This window comes from Microcoleus sp. MON1_C5 (assembly GCF_036701875.1).
Taxonomy (GTDB): Bacteria; Cyanobacteriota; Cyanobacteriia; order Cyanobacteriales; family Microcoleaceae; genus Microcoleus.
In genome coordinates, this window is record NZ_JAUBRN010000039.1 from 13,848 (window position 1) to 33,539 (window position 19,692).

At 46.4% G+C, this 19,692-nt stretch carries 11 protein-coding genes; 6 read left to right on the forward strand and 5 right to left on the reverse strand.

What is annotated here, in order from left to right:
• The first annotated feature begins 538 nt into the window (after positions 1-538).
• Positions 539-5,092, forward strand: coding sequence for a fibronectin type III domain-containing protein (locus QUA71_RS18830; protein WP_333287271.1), 4,554 nt, complete (start codon positions 539-541; stop codon positions 5,090-5,092).
• 329 nt (positions 5,093-5,421) lie between these two features.
• Here the strand turns inward: QUA71_RS18830 and QUA71_RS18835 are convergent, their stop codons facing one another.
• A complete protein-coding gene (locus tag QUA71_RS18835) occupies positions 5,422-7,206 on the reverse strand; it encodes a glycosyltransferase family 39 protein (RefSeq protein ID WP_333287272.1) in 1,785 nt (594 codons plus the stop codon).
• A 134-nt stretch (positions 7,207-7,340) separates the two neighbouring features.
• Positions 7,341-8,555 carry a glycosyltransferase gene (locus QUA71_RS18840; RefSeq protein ID WP_333287274.1) on the reverse strand — a complete coding sequence of 405 codons (1,215 nt, stop codon included), beginning with the start codon at positions 8,553-8,555 and terminating at the stop codon, positions 7,341-7,343.
• Between the two features lie 140 nt (positions 8,556-8,695).
• Here QUA71_RS18840 and cofH point away from each other — a divergent pair, with 140 nt between their 5' ends.
• On the forward strand, positions 8,696-9,841 hold the full coding sequence (gene cofH, locus QUA71_RS18845; protein ID WP_333287276.1) for a 7,8-didemethyl-8-hydroxy-5-deazariboflavin synthase subunit CofH: 1,146 nt from the start codon (positions 8,696-8,698) through the stop codon (positions 9,839-9,841).
• Positions 9,842-9,885: 44 nt separating this feature from the next.
• Here the strand turns inward: cofH and QUA71_RS18850 are convergent, their stop codons facing one another.
• On the reverse strand, positions 9,886-10,527 hold the full coding sequence (locus tag QUA71_RS18850; RefSeq protein WP_333287278.1) for a Uma2 family endonuclease: 642 nt from the start codon (positions 10,525-10,527) through the stop codon (positions 9,886-9,888).
• A 294-nt stretch (positions 10,528-10,821) separates the two neighbouring features.
• On the opposite strand from QUA71_RS18850, the gene QUA71_RS18855 reads away from it, so the two are divergent.
• Together QUA71_RS18855 and QUA71_RS18860 are read left to right on the forward strand one after the other, a co-directional pair.
• On the forward strand, positions 10,822-13,221 hold the full coding sequence (locus QUA71_RS18855; protein ID WP_333287280.1) for a S8 family serine peptidase: 2,400 nt from the start codon (positions 10,822-10,824) through the stop codon (positions 13,219-13,221).
• A 131-nt stretch (positions 13,222-13,352) separates the two neighbouring features.
• On the forward strand, positions 13,353-14,069 hold the full coding sequence (locus QUA71_RS18860; RefSeq protein WP_333287282.1) for a 2OG-Fe(II) oxygenase: 717 nt from the start codon (positions 13,353-13,355) through the stop codon (positions 14,067-14,069).
• 168 nt (positions 14,070-14,237) lie between these two features.
• Here the strand turns inward: QUA71_RS18860 and QUA71_RS18865 are convergent, their stop codons facing one another.
• Both QUA71_RS18865 and QUA71_RS18870 read right to left on the reverse strand, forming a co-directional pair.
• On the reverse strand, positions 14,238-15,476 hold the full coding sequence (locus QUA71_RS18865) for an LL-diaminopimelate aminotransferase (protein ID WP_333287284.1): 1,239 nt from the start codon (positions 15,474-15,476) through the stop codon (positions 14,238-14,240).
• A 31-nt stretch (positions 15,477-15,507) separates the two neighbouring features.
• Positions 15,508-15,681 carry a hypothetical protein gene (locus QUA71_RS18870; RefSeq protein WP_333287285.1) on the reverse strand — a complete coding sequence of 58 codons (174 nt, stop codon included), beginning with the start codon at positions 15,679-15,681 and terminating at the stop codon, positions 15,508-15,510.
• Between the two features lie 58 nt (positions 15,682-15,739).
• Between QUA71_RS18870 and QUA71_RS18875 the strand changes: the two genes are divergently transcribed.
• Positions 15,740-16,831, forward strand: a complete 1,092-nt coding sequence (locus tag QUA71_RS18875) for a hypothetical protein (protein ID WP_333287287.1) — start codon at positions 15,740-15,742, stop codon at positions 16,829-16,831.
• Positions 16,832-17,159: 328 nt separating this feature from the next.
• Entirely contained in the window at positions 17,160-18,929 is a 1,770-nt protein-coding gene (locus tag QUA71_RS18880; RefSeq protein WP_333287289.1) for a DUF3352 domain-containing protein, read from the forward strand.
• Positions 18,930-19,692: the final 763 nt, after the last annotated feature.

Here is a 19,692-nt window from a genome sequence, read left to right on the forward strand (position 1 = left end):
GGCAAATCGCACAAATCCATGACATCAAGTAGAGGAGGTAGCATGATAATATTGACTGTACCTTCGGAAATTTCATCTCCTTCTATATAGCAATCCTAAATGAGTCACAAAAATTTATCTTAATTAATACCAACTTAATCAGGATTGGTGAAGCCCAATGTGTTTACAATTGATTGAGGAGTGCTATAGTAACCGTCAAGGCGTTAACACATAGACGAGAAGTTGTCGGCAATCTCACGAGCATCGCAAAACCCTATCGCCAAACCCTACAGTTACGACTACGCCAGAAAGTTATTCGTGCTATAGCAATCCTAAATGATTATACTCGTTACCAGGCAGAGCCTGGTAACGCATATCCGGAGGCTTTGCCTCCATTGTCGCAGCCGAGGCAGAGCAAGAGTGACATCGGTTCCCAGGCAGAGCATGGAAACCAGTTAACCAGTTATTGAAACTAATTTAGGATTGCTATATTGACATCACTAAATAGTACGTGATAATTTACGAGGGTAAGGTATGAATTTTCAGACCGGGTAATTTTATGACAGAAACTCAACTGTTAGACAACGCTTCTTTACTTAAAAAAAATATTATTCCAGAAATCATTCCCTCCGAAAACTCGCTCGACATCAATCTCAGGAAAAGTCAACAAGTAACGCCAACAGCGACGCCCGCCCCCGAAAGTTCACCTGCACTAGGCAGCATCGAACCGTCGCCAGAGACTCCTGTGCAGAAAGAGGAAGACGGCGACAAAGAAACGCCAAAACCGACGCCCGACCCCAAAAGTTCACCTGCACTAGGCAGCATCGAACCGTCGCCAGAGACTCCTTTGCAGAAAGATGAAGACGACGACAAAGAAACGCCAACAGCGACGCCCGCCCCCGAAAGTTCACCTGCACTAGGCATCATCGAACTGTCGCCAGAGACTCCTTTCCAGAAAGATAAAGACGACGACCTCTACAAGACTTCTGGCAAAGTCCAAATTGGCTTCAAAGGGAAACAACCCCTACTCGTAAACGGTACAGTGTCCTACAACGATGAAGAAATAGTCGTCAAAGGACAAGTTTCTTCCACAAGCAGCAAAGTTGAAGGTTCGCTATTCACAGGAACTTTCAAGATCGATATTGCTAAAGCAAAAGAGGGAACAATAGAAGCCACTGTGCAAGATGAGGGCAAAAATGATGACACCGAGTACAAGTTCGCCGGGCTAGATATTGATGTCAAAGAATTAAATTTTACGAGCAGCAGCGATCTCAACCTGAAAACCCAATTTAAACTGCCTAAGAACATCGACAAATTCTACTTGCCGAGTAACTTAGCTGGCCAAAGGCTAGCCGGTGAACAAGACACTATAACCCTCACTTTAAATCCTGCCGGCGCGAGCATAACCGGAGGAAAAATTAACCTTCCTACAGAGCTGGAAAAAAAACTAGAGTTCAAATTAAAAGGAATCGACCTCAAACCAACTCAACTCTCCGCAGAATTGCAAACAAACCCTGAAACCATCGTCAAACTTCAAGGAAAAATTGATGCTTCTCTTACCAAAAGCTTTAAGGCTAATCTCGATTTAGCTGACCCTAACTTTATTCAATTTAGCAAGACAGGCTTGGATGTAAAGGGCAAGCTTACTGTCAAGGATGCGGTCATTGTACCGAAGGTTGTAACTGTTAAAAGTGCTGAACTAGAAATAGACACTCAGAAAGGAGATTTTGGGGCAAAGGCTAAGGTAAAGATTCCCAAAGACATTGAGCTAGACGGAGAACTAAAAATCAAAAATAAGCAGCTCGATTCAATTGGTCTTCAAGCTGATAACTTAGATATAAAAATTCCGAGTGCAGGCGTCAAATTACAGAAAATAGGAGCGACGCTCAGCAACTTGGCAGCCGACTCCAAGGAGCGAGCTAATATTAGTGGCACTATCGGGCTTGCTAGTCTAGAACAGTTTACAATCAATCTGCCCTTGTTTGGAAAAAAAGAAGGTTTTATTTTAAAAGCAGAGGGAACAACTGATATTAATGCAGAACGCCTCAATTACAAGGGAAACGCTAAATTTTTAGCTGGCATTGCTGAAGGCAGGTCTGAAGTTGATCTCAATTGGGAAAATGGAACTCTCAAAGTAGAGAGTGACATGAACATCCTCAACGGTACTATAACCACTAAGACTAAATTTGGGGCTAACAGCAACTTCGATTTTGCAGCGATCGCAGGCGCAACCCTCAAGGTTCCCGACTTTGTACCTATTATTAAGGGTAAGACATTAGGCTCAGGAAATGGTGGGATTAAATTCACGAACGACAAAAACTATTCTAATGACTACGTTGCAGCCTGGGGTGAGATTAACATTCCTCTTGTGTTTACGTCTATAAAAAAGCGGTTCGGCTACAAAATTCCTTTCCAGGGCGAAAACAAATCTTTAGGCGGTCAAGAAATAGACGATGTTTCCAATGACCTGAACAAAGCTATCTCAACAATTACCAGTAGCTCATCCCAAGGTCAAAGGTCAGCTAAAGATATCTCAACCATTAGCAGTAGCTCTCTCCCAGGTCAAACGCCAGCTAAATATATCCTGCTAACAGCAGAGTGGGACAATCCCTTTCCCAATAAAAAGACTACATCAAGTGTGTTTCTTACAGGAGAAACAAACGGGACGTTTGCAAACCAGTCCTATGAATTGGATGAAACAGGAGCTGCTAAATCAGAGGGGACTACGCTCACGGAAGTGCCAGGGGTTCTACCTGGGGTCACGGGCGGTGGAGGAGTGTTGCCAACAACGCTTACTAGCAAAGTTAATGAGTTTAAAGGACTGGTTCAAGTTGTTCCCGAATTATCTTCAGATACGTCAAAAACGCTCATATTACAGGATGCAGACAAAATTTCAGAGATTACCAAGAGCTTGTATGCCAGCAAAGTTGTTGTAAAAACCGACGACGGGCAAGAGAAAACCGTAACGCCCAGAACCTCCTTCATTAAATTGACCCAAGACCCGACAATTGACCAAATTCAAGTTGAATTCGACAGTAGTCGCTCTGGTCAATCAACAGATAGCTTACAGCTTGCCAGCCCTGAAACTCAGGGCCAATCACCGCAAACATCAGCCTCCCAAGCCAAAAACTCCAGCGTCACCATCAACTACGGTGCTTTTGACCCAGACTCAGAAGCCAAAATCAGCCTCTTCTACGACACAGATGGCAGCGGTACAGATGGCATACTCATTGCTGACAACCTCAATGAAACTGACGGCTCTGGCAACTACACTTGGGATGTTAGCAGCCTGGCTACTGGGACTTACTACATCTACGCTGTCATCGAAGATGGCGAAAACCCTCCTATTTACGAATATGTACAGCAGCCAATCGAAATTGAAGAAGCAGGCGCTCCAGAGCAAGTCAAAGGCTTAGAAGCCAAGTGGACTTCGGGTACGGAGATAGAACTCGAATGGGAGCCGGTCAAAGATCCTGATGTCGCCTACTACGCCATCAAGTACACCAGCGACGCGGCAGGGTCAGAAGAAACAGAAGTTGTGACCACGAACGGCCCTACTAGCACAGTTGTCATCCCGAACTTAACTTTTGGCGAAACCTACCGCTTCACTGTCGAAGCCGTCGATCAGGATGAAAATAACAGCAAAGAAAGCGAGGCGGAGATTGCCACTGTTGGCAGCGAACCAACCGTCGAGCTGGCTGAAGGAGAATGGGAAGAAAAGGCAGAACCTGGAAAGACCTACACCGCTCAAATTATCAAAGAAAACGAAGATGACACCTTAACCCTACTGGAATCGCCTCCGGGGGCGACCTTAGATGCCGATGGCAAATTGACCTGGCAAGTCCCAGAAAACGCCTCTGGATGGTACAAGATTCGCATTGAGTCAACAGATTACTACGGGCAAACCGAGGTACTGAGTTACGAGCTACTAGCTGAAAAGGATGATAATCTGACAGCAGCCAACCAACGCACTCTTCAAGGCAGTGGGGGCGATGATACGTTGGTTAGCGGCCCTGGTAATAGCTTCCTCAACGGTGATAAAGACAACGATTTCATCACAAGCAGCACTGGCGATGATACTCTAGCAGGCGGTTCTGGAGATGACACCCTTTCAGGTGGCGCTGGCAATGACACTCTCTCAGGTGGCAGCGGTAGCGATGCGGCAAACAGCGACTCAGGCAGCGACTTCGCCCTCGGGAATACGGGCGATGATACTTTGACAGGGGGCAGCGATAGCGATGCTCTCTACGGCGGTAAGGAGAATGATCTAGTGGACGGCGGTGAAGGGGATGACACGCTGTTAGGCGAACTTGGCGACGATAGCCTCTCTGGAGGAGATGGCAACGACACCCTCACCAGCGGTCAAGGTAATGACTGGCTAGATAGTGGAACTGGCAATGACTTAGCATTTGGTCAAGCTGGGGCAGACATTATTAAAGGTGACGTCGGTGAGGATAGTCTTTATGGTAACGAGGGCGACGATGAGGTGTCTGGAGGAACTGGAAATGACTCGCTCTTTGGCGAGGGTGACTTTGACGCTCTCAACGGTGGCGAGGGCAATGACTTTCTCTCTGGTGGCGAAGGAAGTGACTCGCTGGCTGGCGGTGCGGACAATGACAGTCTCACTGGTGGTGCGGGCGACGACTCAACCACAGGCGGTCGCGGCAATGATTTAGTGGTGGGCGACAGCGGCTCCGACAGCTTGATTGGCGGTATGGGCAGCGACAAGCTGTTTGGCGAGGAGGGGTCTGACTCGCTAATTGGCGCTGAAGCGCTTGCTGACAATCCGGGGCGTGGCGAGGTGGACACCCTGACTGGAGGAGCGGGCTATGACATATTCGTACTGGGTGAGGCAAACCAGCCGTTCTACGATAGTGGCAACTCAGCCAATCAAGGCTTAGGCGACTACGCACTAATTGTTGACTTCAAAGCGAGCGAAGACTTGATCGTGCTGTCAGGTTTTGAGAGCGAGTATGTGCTTAAAGCTTCTCCTACTGGTTTGCCGACGGGAACCGCCATTTTCCGTAGCTCCAACTTGGCAACCGAACTAATTGCCGTTGTTCAAGGAGAAGGGCCTTTGAGCTTGGCAAACGCTGCTTTCAGTTTTGTTTGAACTGGGGACAGGGGATTAGAGCCGTTTTTATATCATTTCCGGTTACACCGGAATGATGTTGACGGTTGACGGTTGACTGTTGACTGTTGACGCCGTGAACAGTCAACCGTCAACCGTCAACAGTGAACTCGAATTTACTATTCCGATGCTAACGGATTTGATATTACGCCATCCACCTCTTTTCTTTGCCAAAAAACGTTTTCAGCCCCTAAAGGGGCTAGAAAATATCTAAGTTCCATTAACATTAATTTTTTGTTTAAGTCCGCGTAGTCCGTTGTTGATTGTATCATATTTGTGAGTTAGGTTTGTAGTTGCGCGCGATCGCCAACTCAGGAACAATGATAAACTTGATATTCATACCCATCCACCGCAGGCAAATCGCGCGATTCAACCTGACAGTTATGTGCTTCTAGATTGACAGGTGCGCGAAAATTAACCAGCCACAAATCCAGCGGACGTTCTAATTGACTGAGTGTTTTGTCAAGTGTCCCTGCCGCTATTTCCGGCCCATCCCTTCTCTGATTAGCCAAAAGAAACAGCGGAGAATCAAAGGCTTTAACTTCTTCTTTCTTCCTAACAGCCGTTACATCCGTTACATCCCCTACAAAATCCGTTGCCGAACTTCTTTCCCATTCCCACCCTATCCCCATCAACTCTCCTATTTCTACATGAGTCTTTTGAGTAGTGGCAATTAACACGGGAACTTTCGATACTTGGCTGATAATCGGAATTAAAAGGTCGGGTTTGTAATATTTGCGATAGCCGAGATTGGAATTTACTGTGACACCGCTAAAAAAACCCATTGCTAAAATTAGCACCACTGCTTTTTTGCCCGGAACTTCGAGCGCCCGTAAATTAAACCATTGACTTTTTACTGTAGGTGTGTTAAAAATAACCGCCAAGGTTGCTCCTAAAAGCAATATCACCCCTGGAAAGTAGACGAAATTGTATCGAGCCCCGCGAGTTAGGTCAATCCCTAAAATATATGCAAAGCTGAAAAATAGGAAAATTGAGCCTATCACAAATCCGCCGAAAATAACAGTACCCAAACGAGTATCGGGCGTTGTTAAGGACTTTTTAAGGGCGCTAAACAGGAGGGGAAGCACCAATATAAAAAATATTGTCATTACGATGACCGATGCAACTACTACTGCCAAATTGGGCGATTCCACCGGCAGCAGAGACATGACAGTGATCCATCCAGCTAAAGCTTGAAAAATCGGCGCGATCCAATCTAAGAATGTGCGATCGCCGCTGACAATCCAATTAGTTAGTTCGCTGCCGTATTTATTTGACAAAAATACTGGCAGCCAAACTAAACCGCCAGCCAAAGTGCCGATCGCTACTGCGAAAAGCCGCCAGAAGATTTGAAATTGCCAAATATTAGGCTGCTGGCTGTTGTCAATTGGCAACTTTCCATTAAACTGCTGCCAGATTACAGCAATTAATGCTATTGCTTCCGCACACAAAGTCAGTGCAAAAAAGTAGTGAACAGCAATTCCCAAACAGTTAACAACTACCCAAAGCAGCACCGCCCAAATAGGCAGGGGAGCGCGCTGTTGCAGCTTTTTTGCAGCTAAGGCGAGGCAAAAAAGAGAGGCAATAACTAATAAAATTCCTAAAGTGTAATGGCGAGCTTCTTGAGCGAGATAAATGCCGTAGGGAGAAACTGCCATCATCGTGGCCGCACATTGACCGACTAAACGAGAACTAAAAGCAAATTTCCCCAACAAGTAGATAGCTGGAACTGAAATCACGCCCAATAATGCAGGAAGAGCTCGCCCAATCCAAACTAAACTATCCTCGGTCGGCCCAAACAGTCGCATCCACCAGTGGGCGAGCATAAAATACACTGGTGGATGATTGCTTTCTAGCAGCAAATGGTTGAGGACATCTGCAATGCCAGCACCGACACGGAATTGCAGCGGTTCTAATAATGTAGAAAGGTCGATCGCGCGATCGATCGGCACCCCTCGAAAACTGTTGCCCAAACTAAACACTAGAGTGGAAAACTCATCCGTCCACAGCGGTTTCGAGTCCAAATTGGCAAAGCGCAAAATAAAGGCGATCGCAGTCCACAGAAATAGCAACAACAGTTGTTTGTTCTTAATCATTAATTCAGTCATTCAAAGGCATAGGGCAGAACAGCCATTCGTCATTAGCCATGAGTCATTTTATCCATTATCAATTACCAATCACCAATCACCAATTACTAATTACCCACTGTCCATTGCCCATTTCCCATTACCTACTTCACATCCGTCACCCGCCAACTCAGCTTCATGTTGATCCAGAAATTCCACAGAGTCACAGTTGCGATCGCAATTAAATTAGCCAAATATTCATTCATCCCAAAAACATTAAACAGCACATTCACCAGCAGCACATTCAAAATCAAACCCATCAAGCAAATGGTATTAAATTTCAACAGCCGTTTCAATCGCTGGCGCTTTCCTGGCTGCCGCTTAGAAATATCCCCAAAAGTCCACAAATCATTCCACAAAAAGTTACTGATAATTGCCAATTCAGCAGCAACGATCAGACTGCGAGTCAGCTCCCAATTGAGGATATCCCGCAGCACGTACAAAACCCCCATATTCACAAACACGCCGCTGAAACCCACAATGCCAAACCGCAGAAACTTGCCCATCGGCCAGCGGGCAAACCGCAACCGAAGCAAATGTCGCAAATACTCAATATACTGTTTCCCAGTAACTTTGCTCTCGCCTTCTTGCCGCTCCTGAAACACGTAACCCACTTCTCCAATCCAGCGGATATCCCCCCTGCCGAGCACTTCAATCAATATTTTGTAACCAGCAGGATTCATGGTTTTGCCCGCAATGCAAGTGCGACGCACCATAAAATAGCCGCTCATCGGATCGGAAACTCGGCCCACGACTCCCGGTAGGATCACCAACCCCACGGTTTGAGCGCCCCGCGATAAAAATCGCCTGACAACGCTCCAGTCGCTCACCCCGCCCTCGGCAACGTGACGACTCGCAGCAGCTAAATCGGCTCCCCGCTGAATTTCTGCTAAAAGCTGCAATAGCGTCTCCGGGGGATGCTGCAAGTCGGCATCGATGACGCCCAAAACCTCACCCTGAGCGGCTTGCCAGCCGCGAATTACCGCTGTGGAAAGTCCCCGCTCCTCTTCCCGGCGCATTACCCGCAATTGCGGATATTCCGGTGTCAGGGACAGGGCGACTTCCCAGGTGCGATCGGGGCTGTCGTCATCGACTACAATTAATTCGTAGTTGCCGGGAAGGATACCATCGAGCAATTGGCTCAATTTTTCCACAATACTCTTGACATTCTTGCACTCGTTGTAGGTGGGAATTACCAGGGAAAAATAAATTGGCGGTGTGCCTGCGTCTGTAAAAGTTGAATTGAAAGTCTCTACAGCAGGAATTTGCAAAGGCCCAGACGGCACTGGCAATAGCTGATTTGCTTCATTGATCCCCATAATTTCAGTGTCCAGAAAATAAAGGATGGTTTTGTAAGACTTAAGATTGTAAAATATCGTTCCTCCATAATTGATTAGTTAAAATATAAAAACGCCTTAATTCTAGGCAGCCATTCTGTAGCTTAGCTAACAAAAAAACTGTGGATGCAATTCTCGATCGAGCTTTACAAGGTTATAACATCTCTTCCGCAGAAGCCTTGGTACTTTTGCAGCAAAGAGATCCAGATGCGCGAGCTTCTATTCAAACAACCGCTGATTTGCTCCGCCGCCGACAATCAGGGGATACTGTCACCTACGTTATCAATCGGAATATTAATTTTACTAACATTTGCGAGCAGCATTGCAGTTTCTGTGCATTCCGCCGCGACGAGGGAGATGAGGGCGCTTTTTGGTTAGATGCAGCTCAAATTCAGGAAAAGGCAACTGATGCAGTGCAGCGGGGTGCGACGGAAATTTGTATGCAGGGCGGCTTAAATCTTCAAGCTAAGCTCAACGGCGCATTTTTACCTTATTATCTGCAATTGGTGAAAACTATTAAGGATAAGTTTCCTCAGTTGCACTTGCACGCTTTTTCACCTCAAGAGATAGAATTTATTGCCCGAGAAGATAATCTGAGTTTCAGCTATGTAATTTCGGCTTTGCGGGATGCAGGAGTCGGTTCGATGCCGGGAACCGCGGCGGAAGTTCTCGACGATGCTGTGCGACGGGTGATTTGCCCGGAAAAACTAAATTCGGCAACTTGGCTGGAAATTGTGGGAACTGCTCACAGTCTGGGTTTGCCGACAACGAGTACGATGCTTTGCGGCCATATTGAGACGGCCCAACAGCAGGTTTTGCATTTAGAAAAAGTGCGATCGCTCCAACAAACTGCGATCGACCAAGACTATCCAGCACGCATTACAGAATTTATTTTACTACCCTTTGTCGGGCAAGAAGCACCGGCACCTTTGCGGAGTCGAGTCGGCCGCGATCAACCAGTTTTAGCAGATACATTGTTACTCACCGCAGTATCCAGAATCTTCTTGGGAAATTGGATTCCCAATCACCAACCGAGTTGGGTAAAATTAGGTTTAGATGGAGCTACAGAAGCGCTGAAATGGGGCTGCAACGACATCGGCGGTACATTGATGGAAGAGCACATTACTACAATGGCCGGTGCGGTTGGCGGCAGTTGTCAATCTGTCGAAGATTTGCAAAATGCGATTCGTTCTTTGGGGCGGGATTATCAGCAAAGAGATACAATTTATCGACCTTTAGGAGTTTACAATTTGGCAGGAATTGTGTAGATTTTCGGAGGCGGAGTGCGAAGTGCGTAACGTATCCTACGAGTTTAGCCGATCGCACTTTCAAATTCTTCTAGCGCTTGCAAATTTCCAACCTGCCAAGCACGTTCCACTGTAGCCGGAATCAGTTGGGCGATCGCGATTTCTGGAAAATTCGGGCTAATATCCGATTCTACATACTCTCCATCTTGCAGCAAATAAATGCGAAGTCTGCCGCTGTCATAAACCCATACTTCTGGAACTCCAATAATTTTATAGGCATCGATCGTAGTTTTAGAAGTAACATCCGTCTCAATTGCTAAATCGGGCGGCGGATCGTCCGGTAAAAGTCGGCGGCGGCCAATCATCCGTTGATAATTTAGAATATAAAAGCAAGCATCAGGTTCAACTCCTGCTGCACCTTCCCGTTTGAAAGTAGTAGAACCAAAGGGTTCGTATCTTCTGCCCGCAGACTTGAGTAAAATTTTTACAATATCGGCAATTAAATCTTTCGGAATTTCGCGATCTAGTAAGGGAACCATAATTTCTAAGGTACTGTTGCTGTAGGCAATTCTGGTTCTTCGCTTTTCTCCCAATTCTTCCAAAATTGACTCAAATTCCAGCCAAATTATATTGGAAATAGTTACGACACTGCCGGGAGCAAGCTCGATCTGGCTAACAGGTTTGAGGATGGGGGTGATAACAATCATAAGCTGAATTGCGAGCTAGTTGTTAAGTTTTTGCCAAGGGCAGGCAGGATGCCTACCACACAAGAAAATTTATTATTTGTGGAACAGGCATATTGCCTGTTTTTGATAAGAAGACAAGATATCTATTGAGTTTAGTACGGGCAACGAGAAGAGATTCGCGATCGCAATTTTGACTCAATTTGAATAGGCCACAACTGCTTTGTCTATTTTCACCTGTTCCGGCACACTTGACAGCATCACTCACACACTATACTATCTTAAAAGACAGTTTGTTTATGATAAAAAAAAATAAGAATGGCAACAATCAACGGTACCCCGGGTCCTGATTTGCAACGTGGCACGGCCGAATCGGACATTATCAGCGGCTTGACGGGGAACGATACCCTCTACGGCTTGGGAGCAAACGACCAATTGTTGGGCAACGAAGATAACGATACGCTGTGGGGAGGGAAAGGCAACGACATCGCGCGTGGCGACATAGGCAATGACCAGATTTTTGGCGATCGCGGCAGTGATATCCTCTACGGCGACGACGGCATAGATACCCTGACAGGTGGCAATGACAGGGACATTTTTGTACTCAGTCGAGGTTCAGATATTATTACTGATTTTGTAAAGGGACAAGATGCGATCGGTCTGACAAACAGCTTAAATTTTAACGACTTTAATATCGCACCCGGTAGCGGCAACAATACCGGCAGCACCATCATTTCCGACCGCCAAAACGGTCAAGTCTTAGCAATTCTGCAGGGAGTTGACAGCAGCAGCCTCTCTTCTAGCGACTTTACCGCAAATATCACACCATTGCCACCAGCGATCGGCACCGATGACAACAACAATTTAGCCACAGCGCGCAACCTAGGGGCGATCGCACCAACACCCCAAACCGTCAGCGACTTCGTAGGAGATGGCAACCCAGCAAACTTCTATCGCTTCAGCTTAACAGCACCTACAAAAATTACTGCTAACCTCACAGGACTCAGAAGTGATGCCGATTTCTCTCTAATTCAAGATATTAACGGCAACAACAAAGTTGATGCCCAAGACATCCTCGAATCATCAGAAAACGAGGCCACTCAGCAAGAAACAATTAGTCAAGATTTACTGCCGGGAAATTACTTTCTCCTAGTCAATCAATTCGAGGGAAATACTAACTACAACCTCAGCCTGTCGGGGACGCCGGTAAACGCTCCCATCCCCCCGAATGACAATACAGTAGCTACCGCCAGAAATGTCACCCTTACTTCTGCTCCCCAAACCTTCAGCGGCTCCGTAAGCGACATTGACTCCGATGACTATTACCGGATTAATGTGACTTCTCAAAGCGATGTCAACCTCAAATTAAGCTTTGCCAATGCCACTGAGAATGCTGATGTTGATTTGTTCCTTGCCCGAGACAGCAACGGCGACGGTGAGATAGACAGCGATGAAATAATTGACGCTTCTGAAAACCCAGGTAGCAATCTTGAAGAAATTTCCCTCAATGCTTTAGAAGCAGGTGAATACATTGTTTTAGTTGAGCAAATCGAGACCAGTTCCGGCAGTACAAATTACACATTGGAAGCATCGGCGACACCGGACATCACTCCCGCAACACCCATACCGCCATCGACCACACCAGAGTATAACACCTATTTTGGTTACGGCAATATTGATGCTGCTGCTGCTGTGAGTAGGGCTGGTGGGCGATCGCCATTTCCAGATGTTCCCAATATTACAGGTGCTGTTCCTAACAACAATGTGAGCGATCTCAATAGCATCAATGCACCTGAAGTGTGGAATCAAGGAATTACAGGCAAAGGCGTAATAGTCGCCGTTTTGGATACTGGCGTTGACGTGAAACACCCTGACTTAGCTAGTAATATTTGGGTCAACTCGGGGGAAATTCCTGACAACGGAGTGGACGACGACAACAACGGATTTATCGATGACGTGAACGGATATAACTTTTCAGACAATACTTCCGATCCGTCAGAAGTTCCCGGTGAGAACGCATTCGGCCACGGTACTCACGTTGCCGGCACCATTGCGGGCAAAAAAAATGGGGCGATTGCTGACGTTAACGGCGATCTCTACGATATCACCGGCGTTGCCTACGATGCTCAGATTATGGCAGTCCGGGTGTTGGTCGGCCAACGCGGTGCCGGGAGGTTCGCCAGCCCAGTCGCAGCGGGTATTGATTATGCGGTGGCTAACGGGGCGAAGGTGATTAACATGAGCCTAGCCAATCGTGAGTCTGATGCCAACCAGCCGAAAGATCAGCCAGACACAAGAGCCGCCCTTGAGAGAGCGAGACAAGCAGGAGTTCACGTTGTCGCGATCGCTGCTGGGAATAACAGAAATAAATTTGCAAAAGGTCAGGTCACTCGGCCAGCGCAGCCATCTCGCTTGTCCCAGAACAATTTGGCGATTGCTGTCGGGGCATTAGACAGTAAAAATTTGCAGTTTGCTGACTTTTCCAACCCCGCTGGCGTTGACCCGATCAACTTTGTTTCCGCACCGGGAGTGGGCGTATTGTCAGCCACACCCGACAATACTTATAAGCCCATGAATGGCACTTCAATGGCGGCACCCCACGTTGCCGGGGTGATGGCATTGATGCTGCAAGCCAATCCTAATTTGTCTCCGGGTCAACTCGAGCAAATCCTGATTCAAACCGCAAATCCGATAGGAATTACAGGAATTCCTGTGTAGCATCAGGTTCTTCCTGATTCTTCCTTCATGTCCTTCGCGTCTTCGCGGTTCAATCATACCAATTCTTCAGGCCAGAAAAAAGCAGTAGGAACACGGCACTGCCGTGTCCCTACCCGATATCTGCATATTTTATGACAGTTGATTTTATCGAAATTTACGACAATGCTTTGGATGCTGCTACCTGCGACGAGATTATCCAAAAATTTGAAACTAGCGACCAAATTCACCGCGGTCTTACTGGACACGGCGTTGATTTAGCCAAAAAAGACAGCTACGACCTCAAAATTACTGGCCTTCCCGAATGGCTAGACATTGAAAGCCGGGTATTAAGTACCACTTTCGGATATCTAAAAAAATATTTTCGCAAGTATCTATTTGCCCTCGTTGGCGCGATTTCGCCTGGGCTATTTGACCCAAAAACAAATCAAACTATAACCCTGACTCCCGAAAATTTTGACCAATTTGAGTCAGTGTTTATGGATGACGTAATCAAACATATTTACAGGCGAGATTTTATCAAGGTGCAAAAGTATTTAAAAGGAACTGGTGGCTATCACCACTGGCATTCGGAAATTTTCCCAGACCCGGACAGTGCCGGGGAGGAGTCCTTGCACCGGGTGCTATTTTTTCAGTATTATTTGAACACGCTTGGTGAAGGTGGCGAAACAGAGTTTTTTTATCAAAATCTGAAAGTAAAACCGCAACAGGGAAGGCTATTAATTGCGCCGGCGGGTTTTACCCACGCGCACAAAGGTAACATACCGCAGACAGAAAATAAATACATTTTAACTTCTTGGATTCTGTTTCAAAATGCGGAGCGGATTTACGGTAGGGAGAGGCGCGGTTAATTGATTGGATTCAATTTTCGATCGTGCGATATAGCGTTTTTATTTGAGATGTCAGGCAGAGTCTGTGCCCCCACCCAAAGAAACAGGCAAGATGCCTGTTCCACAACATATCAATTTCTTGTGGGGTGGGCATCTTGCCCGCCCCAAAAAGACTTATCTCGCGCCTTTTTACACCTTAAACTTCTCCACAATCCGTCTCATCGCTTCTTCCACATTCTCCCGACTATTAAACGCCGAAATGCGGAAATAACCCTCACCCGCCGCACCAAAACCAGAACCCGGAGTTCCCACCACATTGCAAGTTTCCAGCAACTTCTGAAAGAAATCCCAACTCGACAAACCGTGAGGCGTTTTCACCCACACATAAGGTGCATTTTCGCCACCAAAAACCTCGATTCCCGCCGCTGTCAATTTCTCGCGAATAATCGCAGCATTTTCCATGTAAAAATTGACTAAAGCCTGAATTTGTGCCTTGCCTGCCTCAGAATAAACCGCCTCAGCACCGCGCTGCACAATGTAAGAAACTCCGTTAAATTTAGTAGATTGGCGGCGGTTCCACAACTTCCAAATTTCGACATCGGAACCATCTGCTGCTTTTCCAGTCAAAGTCTTCGGTACAACTGTTAACGCACAGCGAGTACCCGTAAAACCAGCATTTTTGGAAAAAGAACGAAATTCGATCGCACAATCACGCGCCCCTTCAATTTCGTAGATAGAATGCGGTAAACTCGGATCGGTAATATACGCTTCGTAAGCCGCATCGAAGAAAATAATCGAACCGTTAGCTTTAGCATAATTTACCCAAGCTTGCAAGTGTTCCTTGGTTGTAGTTGCCCCCGTCGGGTTATTCGGAAAACACAAGTAAATTAAATCGACTTTTTTGTCGGTGGGAATTTGGGCAGTAAAATTGTTTTCCGCTGTAATTGGCAGGTAAACTAAGCCGCCGTATTCGCCATTTTCGTTCGCATCTCCCGTGTGTCCGGCCATCACGTTAGTGTCTACATACACCGGATAAACTGGATCTGTAACTGCGATCGTATTATTGTTGCCAAAAATATCGAGAATATTGCCACAATCGCACTTAGAACCATCCGAAATAAAGATTTCCGAAGCATCAACATCGCATCCCCGCGACTTGAAATCGTGCTCGGCAATTTTCTCCCGCAGCCACTCATAACCTTGTTCCGGGCCGTATCCTTTAAAGGTATCCCGCGAGCCCATGTCTTCCACCGCCTTCACCATCGCCTCCCGACAAGCTTCCGGTAGTGGTTCAGTCACGTCGCCAATCCCCAGCCGAATGATGGGCGCTTCGGGATTCGCCTCTGCAAAGGCTTTCACCCGGCGCCCAATCTCGGGAAACAGGTAGCCGGCTTTGAGTTTGAGGTAGTTGTCGTTGATAGTTGCCATAGTTCGATCGCTACAAATGTCGTAGAATAGCTTACTCCCAATTGTCTCTCTCCAGCAGCAGCAAGTTCGGCAACCAGCAGTGTACGGGATTTAACGGATGTAACGGATGGATGTTCACGGAAGAGAAAAATTTTCCCCACTCGGACACTCGAACACTCCGCCAATCCGCCATTACAGTCAATCTGCCTAGTTGCTCACCAGCCATTGACCAAAAAATCAAATCTGCTTGTATAATCAGAATAGTGTGCAGCGCAGAAGCAATTATGGATGAGATCGAGTACGCCAAACTCTATCAAGAACTGGCGGCAATTCTGAATGAATTTAATTTGGGTTGGGTAGTTCAACAAGTAGCGGATACTGTAGAGATAGGCAAAGTAATTGAAGAGCGATCGCTCAAAAGAAAAACACCTCTGCTCAAGATAGAAGATTATACCGCAAAAGAACAACTTTTGCTGTTAATTAATGCTGTCGAACAAGCGACGGTCAACACTTCCGAAATGGAAGACGAAATTGCTTATTTCTTGAAAGTAGAATCAGAAACCTCTCCCCTCGGCACAAAAATTACCTTTGCCAATTCAGGTGCCGAAACTGCCAAAACAATTGAGTTTACCTCCAGCGTCACAGCCCCCCGCCACAAACAGGCGATCGCCCTCAAGCACTTGCTCGAAAAACTGCCCTCCGGGCCCAGCAACTACGCCATAAATTCCGAAATTAAAAGCAAATTAAAAAGCTCGATCGATCCCGATTTTAACACAGCGGCAGAACAAGCCAGAATTTTTGACACTTACCTATTCACTATTCTGCTAAAAGCAGTTGCTAATGAAGGCGGTACTATTTATTACAACAATGTTTTAGACGACGAAACACCCAAATATTTAACATTTAGAAAAACGGCGGGAAAAATTCACGGAACTGCACATCCATACACTCATGCTGTTGTGGAATTTCCCGACAAACCCGCCCTGGAAGTTCACCTAGGAGTAAAAGTCCAAGGTAGAGCCGGAGTTCTCCACAACTGCAACGTTTTAATTTTGTACCAAAAAGAAGCGACTATCTGTCGCTTGCTCAACCGCGAACCCCGGCACTCGCAGGTAATTTTAGCAGTAAAATCGGAACACAGCACCTCAGAACTTAAACTAGAAATGGCTGGTTCTTTTATCGGCTTAGCGTCAGATATTCGCTACGAAGGCGGCAGCTATTTCATTTCTAACAGTTACTCCCAACCCGTAGCCAAACTGCTAACTACCGCTCGCAAAAAATGGGAACTACACATTTTTCCTAGAGCCACAAACGATGTTCACCGGCTGATGTACTCGTTTCAAACTATCTTTAAAGACTTTAAGGCCAGAAACTGATTCAGTTAATACGATTTCACAAAAGTCTTGCTACATTTTTTCTGTGGGGTTTCGTTCCACGGGTTTATATCAAATCCGGTAGGATCGTTCAGGTAAAGTCTCCTTCAATCTGCCAGCAAATATAAAGACAATTTTCTGTTTTTCGGCTCACAGTCAACAGTCAACAGTCAGCAGTCAACCATCATTTGTTTTTCGGCTCACAGTCAACAGTCAACAGTCAACAGTCAACTTTCCTAGATTGGCCCGGTTATATGTATCTGCTAATGTATCTGTTACATGAGCCAAGAAAATAATCTATCATGTTGCGAGCACCCGAACCTTACGAATAATGTTTAAGAAAGATAAATCTTCCCTGCTGTTTACGATCGGAGCCGCCACACTTCTGATCGGTTTAGGCTTTGTCACCTACTACCTCGTCATCTCCCGTGGGCCCGCCAAAGATTTGCCGGCGGGGGCAACCGTTGTCCCGCAAGATACGATGATGGCCCTATCCATCAGCACCGATCAATCGCAGTGGAATAGACTGCGAGAGTTTGGCACGCCCGAGTCAAAAGCTTCGTTTGAGAGGTTTTTAAGCGAAATGCGCGATCGCATTCTCACAAGCAACGGCTACGCGTACCAGCAAGACATTCAACCCTGGGTGGGTAACACAGCAATGGTGGCTTTTCTCCGCAACAAAATAGCTATACCAGCCCCCCCGCCCCCACCCAATACGCCTCCATCTCCGCCAATTCAACAGTCAGTGGCAATTATCCTGCCAATTGCCAACCCGCTCAAAGCCAAAGAATTATTAGCAAAACCCAGGCCTCTCACCCAAGGAAAAATAGTTGAGCGTAATTATAAAGGCGTGCAAGTCACAGAAACTCAAGGCGTACCCGATCGCAATTTCTCCGTCGCGGTACTCGGCACCAGCTATCTAGCAGTCACCACAGATCCTAGCGCTACAGACAGAATAATCGACACCTACAGAGGCGAACCTTCCCTAGCAAAAACCCCTGGCTATTCAGGCGCCATAGACAAAATAAAAAGTCCGGGCGCCTTCGGTCAAATCTACGTCAATATGCCCGTTGCCGCCGCCTATGCCGCCGCCAACTCAGCCCGTGAAATTTCGCCAGAAAACCTCGAAAAACTGCAACAAAATCAGGGATTTGCCACCACAGCGACGCTGGAGCCAGAAGGAATTGGATTCAAATCAGTCTCTTGGCTAAAACCAGATTCTACCAGAAGGATAGCAGTTGAAAACAATGCTCTAAAAATGGTTAACCGCCTGCCAAACAATACAATAATGATGGTATCCGGTGGCAACTTGCAGCGTTTGTGGCAAGACTACGTATTGGGAGCCGAGGCAAACCCGATTTCCCCGATTAATCCCCAAGTTTTACGCACAGGTTTAAAATCCACTACCGGCCTGGATTTAGATAAAGACTTGATGAACTGGATGGCGGGAGAATTTTCTCTATCATTAATACCAGCGCCCGCCCAGAATCCCAGAGACAAATTTGCGGCCGGATTTGTATTTATGGTGGAAACAAACAACCGGGGCGCTGCCAACAAATCCCTGAAACAGCTTGATGAAACGATGAAAATGAAAGGGTTTAGAGTGGAGGAAATTCAAGTCGGCGGCAAACCTGCGATTAAATGGACATCGCCGTTTGGAGGGATTACGGTAACTCGCGGTTGGATGAACGATGTAGCGTTTATGACAGTAGGAGCTCCCATAGTTGATGCGATCGTTCCGGCACCGAAAAGTCCGCTTTTAAGCAGCGAACTGTTCCAGAAAACTGTACGATCGCAACTTAAACCCCACAACGGCAATTTCTTCATCGACATCGAGAGTGCGTTTAACCCGAAAAACCTAGCTTTGCCGGAGTTTCCTCCCAACCAAAAAATGTGGATAGATGCCACGCGGTCGATCGGCGTTACAGCGGCCGTCATTGGCGATCGTACCACCCGTTACGACGCTTTTGTCGGTCTCAAAAAATCCACCCAATCCACTCCTTCTGCAAATCCTTCACGCAGTCTTGCTTCACCCAGTTCTGCTTCACCGCGCCCTGCTTCACCCAGTCCCTCGCCCACTGTCCAAACTTCACCCAATTAACTCTTAAATCCTTCCACAAATCCGCCTGCACACCCCCTTAAATACCAACAGGGCGATCGATTAAAATCGAAAAGCAGCCGCTCGAAATCGGCAATAGTGGACTTGACTATAAGAGGGAAAGAGAGCCGGATTTAAGTAGCTTTACTTCACAAAATCTCAGACAAAAGAAACCAAAAACCCGGTTTTTTATTTAAACAAACCGGGTTTCTGAACACCCTAACAATTTAAATTACTGAAGAATAATTCAGAATTCAGGAGCCAGAATCCCGAAGGAATTATGTCCGAAAGGATGGAGAATCGAGGTTTAAAAGCCCCTAATTTAATCGTTGGTCACAAAAAATATTTCCGTGACCGTTAACCCTCACTTCAGGCATGAGGTATTCTGAATTCGGAATTCTGTCTTCTGACTCCTTCTCATTTCTTCTTTTCATAATTTTAATTTTTGGCAAGTGTATAGTATTTTTTGTTTTGTATAAAATATTTTGGGATGTTTCCGGGTCAGTCGTGGACGCAGAAACCTAGTTTTTGAAGCCCGATACTTCCTTCATACTCTCAATAATAGTTAAAAAACCCGGTTTCTTGGGGTGGAAGTGCCTCTAGGAAGGTCGTTTTTGTTTTTTTTAATAATATGTCATGCGGAAGATACAGCTCCTAGGCCTTGCGAGTTATATTTAGATTGTGGAAAAGCTACGCTGAAAAAATTGCAAAAGCAGAGGCAAATTCTACCCATTGACTCCTGAATGCACTGGCAGTCAGAAACCCG

Coding starts and splice junctions, on each gene's coding strand:
- QUA71_RS18830 (WP_333287271.1), top strand. CDS start 539: ATGACAGAAACTCAACTGTTAGACAACGCTTCTTTACTTAAAAAAAAT.
- QUA71_RS18835 (WP_333287272.1), bottom strand. CDS start 7,206: ATGATTAAGAACAAACAACTGTTGTTGCTATTTCTGTGGACTGCGATC.
- QUA71_RS18840 (WP_333287274.1), bottom strand. CDS start 8,555: ATGGGGATCAATGAAGCAAATCAGCTATTGCCAGTGCCGTCTGGGCCT.
- QUA71_RS18850 (WP_333287278.1), bottom strand. CDS start 10,527: ATGATTGTTATCACCCCCATCCTCAAACCTGTTAGCCAGATCGAGCTT.
- QUA71_RS18855 (WP_333287280.1), top strand. CDS start 10,822: ATGGCAACAATCAACGGTACCCCGGGTCCTGATTTGCAACGTGGCACG.
- QUA71_RS18860 (WP_333287282.1), top strand. CDS start 13,353: ATGACAGTTGATTTTATCGAAATTTACGACAATGCTTTGGATGCTGCT.
- QUA71_RS18865 (WP_333287284.1), bottom strand. CDS start 15,476: ATGGCAACTATCAACGACAACTACCTCAAACTCAAAGCCGGCTACCTG.
- QUA71_RS18870 (WP_333287285.1), bottom strand. CDS start 15,681: ATGGCTGGTGAGCAACTAGGCAGATTGACTGTAATGGCGGATTGGCGG.
- QUA71_RS18875 (WP_333287287.1), top strand. CDS start 15,740: ATGGATGAGATCGAGTACGCCAAACTCTATCAAGAACTGGCGGCAATT.
- QUA71_RS18880 (WP_333287289.1), top strand. CDS start 17,160: ATGTTTAAGAAAGATAAATCTTCCCTGCTGTTTACGATCGGAGCCGCC.